Genomic DNA, 9,431 nt, shown 5'->3' with positions numbered 1-9,431 from the left:
CCAGCCGGTGATGCTGTGGCTGTCGCTGCTCGGCGCCGCGCTGGCCTTCGGCGGGATCGGCGTGATGCTGGCGTCGCTGCTCCGCGGTGAGCTGGAGGGGATGTTCTGCATCATCATGCTGTCGATCATCGACATGGGGCTGCAGAACCCGGTGTCCAACCCGGCCTCCGACAGCGACATCGTCACCCTCCTGCCCACCTACGGCACCATGCAGACCGGCGTGGCCGCCGGTTTCCAGGACTCGGTGCCGGTGTCCCACCTGTTCCTGGGACCGTTGTGGTTCGTGTGCGCCGTCCTCGTGGCCGCGACCGCGTTCCGGCTGCGCACCCGCGACCGCAGGCGCTCCCCGCTCCGCCGGTCCCCGTTCTCCCGGGCGCCGGGTGCGGGCGTGCGCGGTGTGGTGTAGGGGGCGGGCGTTCGCGCACCCGCGACCGCGCGACAGATCGCCGTATCGGGTGGGGATCTGTCGCGCCCGCTTCGCCGAGGTGCTCTAGCGGGGTGCCCGGACCGCCGTCACGGCGCCGCGGAGCACCCCGGGGGCCAGGCGGCGGTGGACGGCGGACAGCGGGGTCCACACGAGGCGGTCGAGGGGGCGACCGTAACGCCTGCAGGTCACCAGCGACACCCGCCCGTCGGCCACCCGTACGACGAGGTTGTCGGACGTGGACCGGGAGGCGGTCGCCAACCGGATCCAGTCGTCCCCGCGTCCGGTGATCCGCCATCCCGCCACGGTGTCCGGGGAGGGCCCCCGGCTGAGCCGCAGGCCGAGCAGACCCTGCCAGATCAGCCGCGCCAGGGGGTCGGGGACGTCGCCGAACATCGCCCGGGCCCACTGCTCGGGTGTCGCGTCCACGTCGGTGGAGAGGGTGAACATGTCGATGTAGTCCACCCTGGACAGCGAGCTGAGGGCGAGGACGGAGGCGGGAACCGCACCCGTGCCCACGGCGCCGTCGACGGTTTGCGGGGTGCCGCCCGCCGGGCGCGGGCGGTCGCGGTCGCGCCAGGCGGCCTCCCACTGCCGGGTCAGCGCCGGGTAGACGATCAGGTGGCGAAACGGAGCGATGGCGGCCATGTACACCCTGCCGAACAGGCCGTTGGGTTTGACGAGGGCGGCCATGCGCAGCTCGTACTCGCCCCGATCGGTCGGCACCCACCCCAGGTGCATGACGGTGTGGACGGTCGTGTTCGCCAGTTCGCTGGCGCACTCGTCGCCGAGTTCGTAGACCGGTGTGAACGGGTCTTTGCCGGAGCCCGGGGTGTTCGGGGCTCGTCGAAGGTCGGCGGGCAGGCGGTCGCGCAGCGAGCGGACACGGGCCCCGACCCCGCTCGTCGGCCGGTCCCAACCGAACAGGGCTCCGAGCTTCCAGCGCAGGGCGAACAGGAACCGGACCGGTGCGGACTGCCGCTCGGGCCCACCCGCCTCCCGCAGCGCGGCGAGCATCGCGGGGAAGTCGTCCGGTCCGGCTCCGGGGGTGCGAAACGACCACACGTCCTCCAGCCGGAAGTCGCGGGTGAGTTCGTGGATCCGCCACGGCCGAGCGGTGTGGGCGGTGTGGGGGAGTCTCATGGCTGCTGCCGCCTTTCCTGCCTCCGGGAAGGGCGGGGACCTGGTGCGGCTCGGATCCGCGCCGACCGCCCCGCCGCGTATACGCTTGCGTATAGAACGAGACTAGACCTTGTATACGGTCGCGTATATGAACTGGAACAGTGAGGTGGCGCACATCGTGGGTACTGTTCGCACACCGCGTGAGAGGTGGATCGAGGAAGGGCTGCGAGCTCTGGCCGACGGCGGTCCGGACGCCGTCCGCGTCGAGGCGCTGGCCAAGCGGATCGGCGTCACCAAAGGCGGTTTCTACGGGCACTTCGCGGACCGCGACGCATTGTTGGAGGCGATGCTGGACGCCTGGGAGCGCGAAAGCGTCGACGAGGTGCTCGACCGGGTCGAGCGCGAGGGCGGCGACCCCAGGGACAAGGCCCAGCTCGCGGGCATGCTCACCTTCTCCGACGACCGCCTGCTGCCCATCGACCTGGCGGTCCGTGACTGGTCCCGGCGCGACGAGGCCGTCGCCGAACGGCTGCGGCGGGTGGACAACCAGCGGATGGCGCTGCTGCGCGAGACGATCGGCACCTTCTGCCCCGACCCCGACGAGGTCGAGGCCCGCGGCCTGCTCGCCTTCTGCCTGGCGATCGGCGCGCACTTCCTCGCCGCCGACCACGGCGGCCGGACCCGGCTCCAGGTCCTGTCCCGCGCCGGAGACCTGGTCCTGGACCGCCCCCATGGCACGGCGGCGCGCGGGAAGGGGGGAGGGGAACCGAACGGCTGACGCGTCCGCCCGACATCCGTCCGGACGCGGTGGTCCCACCCCGGTCCGGGAGCGATCCGAGACCCGGCAGCGGTCGGCGGCCGGACCGGGCGGGCCCCGTCCTCAGGCGCCGGGCGCGGGTGTGCGCAGCGCGACCAGGTCGGGCTTGCCCGAGGCCAGCAACGGCAGCGCGTCGCGCACCTCCAGCTCACGGGGCGCCGCGTAGGAGGGCAGGCGTTCGCGCACCCACGACCGCAGCTCCTCCAGCGTCGGCGGGTCGGCCGGGTCGGCGGGGACCACGACCGCGCACACGCGCTGGCCCCACTCGGGGTCGGGCCTGCCCACGACCACCGACTCGGCTACCGCGGGATGCGCCAGGAGCAGGTCGTTGACCTGGGCGGGAACCACCTTGTGCCCGCCGGTGTTGACCACCTCGTCCGCCCTGCCCAACACACGCAGGCGGCCACGCTCGTCGACCCGCCCCAGGTCGTTGGTGCGCAGCCACCGACGCCCGTCCGGGCCGGTGACCAGGGTGCCGGGGTCGGGCGCGACACCGGGAGCGAGTCGGTAGCCCGTCAACAGCATCGGACCCGACAGCAGGATCCGGCCGGGCGCGCCCGGCCCGTCGCCGTCCACGCGCACCCGGGCTCCGTCCAGCGCGAGCCCGTCGTAGACGCAGCCGCCGCAGGTCTCGGTCATGCCGTAGGTGGTGACCACCCGGCCTCCGGAGTCGCGGGCCGCCGCCAGGAGGGTGGGCTCGGCGGCCGCGCCGCCCAGCAGGATCGTGCCGAACGCCGACAGGTCCACCCCGGCCGACAGTAGGCGGCGCAGCTGGGTCGGGACCAGGGACACGTGCGGGCGCAGGCGGGCCGCCAGGTCGGCGACGGTGTCGACGTCGAACGGCGCGTGCACCGCCTCGGTGCCGGTGGCCATGGCCCGCAGGATCACCTGGAGGCCGGAGACGTGGCCGGCGGGCAGGACGCACAGCCACGCGTCACCGGGCGCCGCGCCGACGCGCTCGACGGATGCCCGGGACGAGGCGCGCAGCGCGGAGCCGGACAGCTCCACGCCCTTGGGGCGGCCGGTCGACCCGGAGGTGGTGATGACCAGGGCCGTGTCGGGGGCGACCGGTGGACCGCCGTCGAGGCCGATGACACCGTCCGGTGTCAGCAGGGACGAGGGACGCATCGCGGACAGGAGTTCGGCCGCGCGGGTGTCGGGGGTCCCGTCGGGGATGGGCAGCAGGGCGGGCCCGTCCCCCTCCAGGGCACGGGCCACCAGGTCTCCCAGGCGGCCCGGGTCCAGGCCTCGGACGGCACGCAGCGGCCGGCCGTCCTCGAAGGCCGTCGTCGATTCCGGGAATACTTCTGCTGTCTCCTGTGCCACGCGGGACAGACTACGCCTGAGTAGCCTGTCGGTGACCCGGTGGGGCGGCGTGCCGGGGGCGTGCCCGCACGGCCCGGCCCGCCTGGCACAATGCGTAGGGTCGACGCGTGGACGCGGTCGCTCGTGTCCACGCTGTCCCAGTGTCCCCGTGAGGAGAAGCAGAAGCCGTGAGCAGCGTGATCGACTGGCAGCGGTCGGGCGAGTATTCCGACATCATCTACGAGACCGCGGAGGGTATCGCCAAGATCACGATCAACCGCCCAGAGGTCCACAACGCCTTCCGACCCCAGACCCTGTTCGAGCTCCAGGACGCGTTCAACGTCGCCCGGGACGACTCCGAGGTCGGTGTGATCATCTTCACCGGTGCCGGTGACCAGGCGTTCTGCTCCGGCGGTGACCAGAAGATCCGCGGCGAGGACGGCTACATGGGCGACGACGCCGTGGCCAAGCAGGGCATCGGCCGCCTCAACGTCCTCGACCTCCAGGTGCAGATCCGCCGCCTGCCCAAGCCGGTGATCTGCATGGTCGCCGGGTGGTCCATCGGCGGTGGCAACGTCCTCCAGGTCTGCTGCGACCTGACCATCGCCGCCGACAACGCCAAGTTCGGGCAGACCGGCCCCAAGGTCGGCTCCTTCGACGGCGGGTACGGCTCCTGGCTGCTGGCCCAGACCGTCGGCCTGAAGAAGGCGCGCGAGATCTGGTACCTGTGCCGTCAGTACAGCGCGCAGGAGGCGCTGGACATGGGCATGGTCAACACCGTCGTGCCGCTGGCGGACCTGGAGAAGGAGACCGTGCAGTGGGCGCGTGAGATGCTCGACAAGTCGCCGCTGGCCCTGCGCATGGTCAAGGGCGCGATCAACGCCGTCAGCGACGGCGCCGCGGGCATGCAGCAGTTCGCCGGGGACGCCACCATGCTCTACTACATGAGCGAGGAGGCCCAGGAGGGCCGGGACGCGTTCAAGGAGAAGCGCCGTCCGGAGTTCGACAAGTTCCCGCGCCGCCCGTGACCGCCGCCCCCGACCCCGGCCCGGAGGACGGGCTCACCGGGGGGCGCGCGTTCGCGATCGGACTGCGCAACCGGTTCCGCGGCATCACCGTGCGCGAGGGCATGCTCGTGCGCGGGCCGGCCGGATGGGGTGAGTTCTCCCCCTTCGCCGAGTACGGACCGCGCGAGTCGTCGCGCTGGTGGGCGGCCTGTCACGAGGCCGCCCACCAGGGCTGGCCCGCCCCGGTCCGCGACCGGGTACCGGTCAACGTCACCGTGCCCGCCGTGGACCCCGAGCGGGCCGCCGCGATCGTCCGCGCCGGGGGGTGCGCCACCGCCAAGGTGAAGGTGGCCGAGCGGGGCCAGGCCCCGAGCGAGGACCTGGCCCGCGTCGAGGCCGTGCGCGAGGCGATCGGCCCCTCGGGTCGGGTGCGCGTGGACGCCAACGGCGCCTGGGACGTCGACACCGCCGTGCGGATGGTCCGGGAGCTGGACCGGTTCGGTCTGGAGTACGTGGAGCAGCCCTGCGCGACCCTGGACGAGCTCGCCCTGGTACGGCGGCGCGTCGACGTGCCGGTCGCCGCCGACGAGTCCGTCCGCCGGGCCGAGGACCCGCTGCGCGTCCGGGCCGCCGGGGCGGCCGACATCGTCGTGCTCAAGGTGCAGCCGCTGGGCGGGGTGCGCGCGTCCCTGCGCGTGGCCGAGGCGTGCGGTCTGCCGGTGGTGGTCTCCAGCGCCGTGGAGACGTCGGTGGGCCTGGCCGCGGGGGTGGCTCTGGCGGCCGCGCTGCCGGAACTGCCCCACGCGTGCGGACTGGCGACCATGCAGATGCTGACCGCCGACGTCACCGCCGACCCGCTGCTGCCCGAGGACGGGTCCCTGCCGGTGCGCGCGGTGTCGGTCGACGAGGAGCGGCTGCGTTCGGTGGAGACCGACCCGTCGGCCTGGCGCGCCCGCGCCGAGGCCGCCCGGGAGGCTGGGAGGTCGTCGGGCCTCTGAACCGTCCGGGGCGGCGGTCCCGCGCGTCCTTCGGACCGGGGGGAGCGCCGCCCCCGTGCGCGGGCGCCGCCGCGCGTACGCGCCAGGGGCTGAGGGTCGCAGATCACAGCCGTGACCCGCCACCGCACCCCGGTGGACACGGTTCACTGGAAAGACGGGGTCCCCTTCCGGGTTCCGGGGGTCGGGCGCACTCCGCTCCGGGAGCGCGCGAAGATGGAGACGGCGGTGACCAGCGCACACCGGCGCCCCCGGGCGCCGGGGCGGAGGAAACCGCCGAGGAGGGAACCGGGCCGTGGCGCGGCGGCCCCGTGACCAGAACGAGCGAGAGCGACCGAGTGCGCGCGAGGACGCGGGCGGGGGGTGACCGAGGTGGTGACGTCCGGTCGCGCGCCCCGCCCTCCGGTCCCCGATCGCCTCGGCAGCGCCGCAGCCCACGGCACCGACCAGGGCATCCACGACCGGTACCCCCGCACCCGCGAGCGGGCCGACGGCAACCGTGACACCACCCGCAAGGAGGCAGGGGCGTTCCTCCCGGTCCGCGAAGGCCCGGGACCTGGCCCCGAGAACCCGATGAATCCGTCTACCGCCCTGGCCCGGGTCCTCGTCGACGAACTGGTCCGGTGCGGCCTGGAGGAGGCCGTGGTCGCACCGGGGTCGCGCTCCACGCCGCTCGCGCTCGCCCTGGTCGCCCACCCCGACATCCGCGTCCACGTGCGCGTCGACGAACGCTCGGCGTCCTTCCTGGCACTCGGCCTGGCGCGGGCCTCGCGGCGCCCGACGGCGGTGGTGTGCACCTCGGGTACCGCGGCCGCGAACTTCCACCCGGCGGTCATGGAGGCCGACGAGAGCGGGGTGCCGCTGCTCGTGCTGACCGCCGACAGGCCGCCCGAGCTGCGCGGGACCGGTGCCAACCAGACGGTCGACCAGATCGGTCTGTACGGCGGCGCCGTGCGCATGTTCGCCGAGGTCGGCACGCCGGACCCGGTTCCCGGCATGGTGCCGTACTGGCGGTCGCTGGCCTGCCGCGCCTGGAGCGCGTCAGTCGACCGCCGCCCCGGACCCGTCCACCTCAACGTGGCCTTCCGCGACCCGCTGACCCCCGACGGCCCCTCCCCGGTCCCGTGGACCGAACCGCTGGACGGCCGGGAGGAGGGCCGCCCCTGGATCAACCGCCCCGGTCCCTCGACCGAGCCCGCGCCGTACGTGCTGCCCCGGGTCGAGCGCGGAGTGATCGTGTGCGGTGACGGCGACTACGACCCTGTGCCGTTCCTGGCCCTGTCGGAGCTGACCGGGTGGCCGCTGCTGGCCGAACCCACCTCCAACGCGCGCCGCACCGGAGCGCTGTCCACCTACCGCCAGCTCCTGGCCTCGCCGCGCTTCTCGGCCGCGCACCCCCCGGAACTGGTGGTCAGTGTGGGGCGGCCCAACCTCTCGCGGCAGATCCAGGCCTACCTGCGGCGCGCCGGGCGACACGTCGTGGTGACCGCCTCCGCCGTCGGCGACCCCGCCGCGGGTCTGGCCAACGCCTTCTCCGACCCCGCGCGCACCGCCACCGACGTCGTCGCCGCCGTCGCACCGCCCGAGGGACTGTCGTGGGACGAGCCCCGGCGCACCGACTGGTCGCGCTCCTGGTGGCGGGCCGAGGAGGCCGCCCGCACGGCCCTGGACCGGGCGCTGGACGCCGAGGAACTGATCAGCGAGCCTCGGCTGGCCCGCGACCTGGCCTCGCAACTGACCGCGGGATCCCTGCTGTTCGCCGGGTCCAGCATGCCCATCCGCGACCTGGACGCAACGATGCGGGCGCGGTGCGGGGTCCGGCTGGTGGGCAACCGCGGGGTGAGCGGGATCGACGGGACGGTGTCCACCGCCGTGGGGGCCGCGCTGGCCCACGAGCGGCAGGGCGGGGAGCGCTCCTACGCCCTGCTCGGTGACCTGGCGGTGCTGCACGACCAGAACGGGCTGATCATCGGCCCCGGTGAACCCAGACCGGACCTGGCGGTCGTCGTGGTCAACAACGACGGCGGCGGGATCTTCTCCGGCCTGGAGCAGGCGGGGCACCCGGACTTCGAGCGGGTCTTCGGCACTCCGCACGGGGTGTCGATGGAACGGGTCGCGGCCGTCGCCGATCTGCCCTACACGCGTCTGGAGTGGGCGGCCGACCTGCCCAAGGCGCTGATGGGGGAGGGGCTGCGCGTGGTCGAGGTGTGCACCGACCGGTCCCACAGCGCCGCCCTGCGCCGCCGGTTGCAGGCGGTCGTAGACGAGGCGGTCGACCCGCTCGTGTGATCTCCCGCCCCCGGCACGGATTCCAGGATTGCGTCGACTGCGGTGGGGGAAGAAGGCCCACAAGGGACCGGCGGGACACCTGATCCCCGGGGGGCGTACGTGGCGGGGTCGATCACGATGAACTACGTGCTGCACATGACCGAACTGGCCCGTTGGCGAGGCGGAACCGGGGACGTGGCGCCGGACAGTCTGCGTACCGACGGGTTCGTCCACGCCTCCCCGAACGAGCACGCGATGCTCGCGGTGGCCAACAGCCTGTACCGGGCGGCGAGCGAGCCGTTCTGCGTCCTGGTGGTCGACACCGCGCGACTGTCCTGCGAGGTGCGCTGGGAGAACCCCTCCGCCCACCTGCCGCTGGACGAGGAGTTCGGCTCCTCGCTCGACGACGGCGTCCTCTTCCCCCACATCTACGGCGCGATCCCGCGCGAGGCGGTCGTGGGCGTGCGCTATCTCAGACGCGAGCCCCCGGGGGTGTTCACGGCCGTCGACCAACGCGGGTCGACGGCCGAGGCGCTGGACCTGTTCCCGCACCCCGAGGGCGGGTGGTTCCGCGCCACGTGGCGCAGCGGCGTGTACGTGCGACCGGAGGGCTATGAGTCCGAGCGGGAGACGGCGTCGGCGTTGCAGTACCTGCTGTGCCCGGGCGAGCGGTGCCGATGGCACAAGTTGCGCTCGGCGCAGATGTGGTCGTTCTGCCGGGGCGGACCGACGCTGATCGAGCTGGGCGGGACCGGGCCGGAACCGGTGCCGCAGGAGCGGTACACGCTGGGCCCCTACGCGGAGGCCGGTCAGTCGCTCCAGGTGCTGGTGCCCGCCGGGACGTGGCAGACCGCGCGCACGCTCACCGCGCAGGAGACCCTGGCCACGTGCTTCACCACGCCCGCCTTCGAGTTCGAGGACCTGGAGATCGCTGACGAGGGCGGTAGCCTGCGCTTCCCGCGGTTCGACTTCCGGTTCTGAACCGGCGGGGCGGCGCCTCGCCACCGGTCGCGGCGTTCAGCTTCCGGACCAGCGGCGGCGGGCCAGGCGCAGGATCGACGCGCCCATCACGTAGGAGCCCAGGGCGACCACGGAGAGGGTGTCCACCCCGCTTCGCCCCGCGCCGGCTGTGGCGGTTCCGGTGAGCCCGGCCAGCATCGCGGCCAGGGCGAACGCGATCAGGGCGCGCCAGGCCGCGTTCCCGACCGGTGACGAGGTCCGCGCGCTGATCCGCCATCCGGCGCTGGAGGGGGCGGTGCGCGCCTCGACGCCGCCGAAGACGACCACGAGAACCGACAGCACCAGGGTGACCGCGACCAGCCAGGGCACCCGTTGCAGCAGCCACGCGGCCGAGCCCACCGGCCACTGCGCCAGGAGGCCGGTGCCGTACAGGGCGGCGCCGGTGATGACCGCGGCGCTCATGTGCCACAGGAACACGGTCAGCACCACCGAGTTCACCGCCACGACCGCCGTCCAGGGGCCGGAGCGCCGCA

The 9,431-nt window shown here is 73.8% G+C and carries 7 protein-coding genes and 2 pseudogenes; 6 read left to right on the top strand and 3 right to left on the bottom strand.

Annotated elements, in window-relative coordinates; genetic code table 11:
• Positions 1 to 406 (top strand): annotated as a pseudogene (locus D471_RS36340) (hypothetical protein); the annotation flags it as partial.
• Positions 407 to 490: 84 nt separating this feature from the next.
• Here the strand turns inward: D471_RS36340 and D471_RS36335 are convergent.
• Positions 491 to 1,567, bottom strand: a complete 1,077-nt coding sequence (locus tag D471_RS36335) for a DUF2867 domain-containing protein (RefSeq protein ID WP_017601371.1) — start codon at positions 1,565 to 1,567, stop codon at positions 491 to 493.
• Between the two features lie 127 nt (positions 1,568 to 1,694).
• Between D471_RS36335 and D471_RS0126265 the strand changes: the two genes are divergently transcribed.
• Positions 1,695 to 2,324, top strand: coding sequence for a TetR/AcrR family transcriptional regulator (locus tag D471_RS0126265; RefSeq protein ID WP_017601370.1), 630 nt, complete (start codon positions 1,695 to 1,697; stop codon positions 2,322 to 2,324).
• Positions 2,325 to 2,426: 102 nt separating this feature from the next.
• On the opposite strand, the gene D471_RS36330 is transcribed toward D471_RS0126265, so the two are convergent.
• Entirely contained in the window at positions 2,427 to 3,626 is a 1,200-nt protein-coding gene (locus D471_RS36330) for an AMP-binding protein (protein WP_051059256.1), read from the bottom strand.
• A gap of 230 nt (positions 3,627 to 3,856) precedes the next feature.
• Between D471_RS36330 and menB the strand changes: the two genes are divergently transcribed.
• From menB to D471_RS0126240, 4 genes are all read left to right on the top strand, one after another.
• Positions 3,857 to 4,696 (top strand): 1,4-dihydroxy-2-naphthoyl-CoA synthase, encoded by an 840-nt coding sequence (menB, locus tag D471_RS0126255; protein ID WP_017601368.1) that lies wholly within the window; start codon positions 3,857 to 3,859, stop codon positions 4,694 to 4,696.
• The gene (locus D471_RS0126250; protein WP_017601367.1) at positions 4,693 to 5,673 is read left to right on the top strand and encodes an o-succinylbenzoate synthase; all 981 of its coding nucleotides are present in this window, start codon (positions 4,693 to 4,695) and stop codon (positions 5,671 to 5,673) included. Before menB ends, D471_RS0126250 begins: the two co-directional genes overlap by 4 nt.
• A gap of 570 nt (positions 5,674 to 6,243) precedes the next feature.
• The gene (gene menD, locus D471_RS0126245; protein WP_026128091.1) at positions 6,244 to 7,959 is read left to right on the top strand and encodes a 2-succinyl-5-enolpyruvyl-6-hydroxy-3-cyclohexene-1-carboxylic-acid synthase; all 1,716 of its coding nucleotides are present in this window, start codon (positions 6,244 to 6,246) and stop codon (positions 7,957 to 7,959) included.
• 117 nt (positions 7,960 to 8,076) lie between these two features.
• Positions 8,077 to 8,919: a cupin domain-containing protein gene (locus D471_RS0126240; RefSeq protein WP_040691390.1), complete on the top strand. Its 843-nt coding sequence runs from the start codon at positions 8,077 to 8,079 to the stop codon at positions 8,917 to 8,919.
• Positions 8,920 to 8,955: 36 nt separating this feature from the next.
• Here the strand turns inward: D471_RS0126240 and D471_RS40490 are convergent.
• Positions 8,956 to 9,431, bottom strand: a pseudogene (locus tag D471_RS40490) (acyltransferase family protein); the annotation flags it as partial.

Source organism: Nocardiopsis lucentensis DSM 44048, from assembly GCF_000341125.1.
Lineage (GTDB): Bacteria > Actinomycetota > Actinomycetes > Streptosporangiales > Streptosporangiaceae > Nocardiopsis > Nocardiopsis lucentensis.
This window is presented reverse-complemented; position numbering and strand designations above follow the sequence as displayed.

Excerpts from the sequence above, each read along its gene's own strand:
- D471_RS36335 (WP_017601371.1), bottom strand. The coding sequence starts at position 1,567 with ATGAGACTCCCCCACACCGCCCACACCGCTCGGCCGTGGCGGATCCAC.
- D471_RS0126265 (WP_017601370.1), top strand. The coding sequence starts at position 1,695 with ATGAACTGGAACAGTGAGGTGGCGCACATCGTGGGTACTGTTCGCACA.
- menD (WP_026128091.1), top strand. The coding sequence starts at position 6,244 with ATGAATCCGTCTACCGCCCTGGCCCGGGTCCTCGTCGACGAACTGGTC.
- D471_RS0126240 (WP_040691390.1), top strand. The coding sequence starts at position 8,077 with ATGAACTACGTGCTGCACATGACCGAACTGGCCCGTTGGCGAGGCGGA.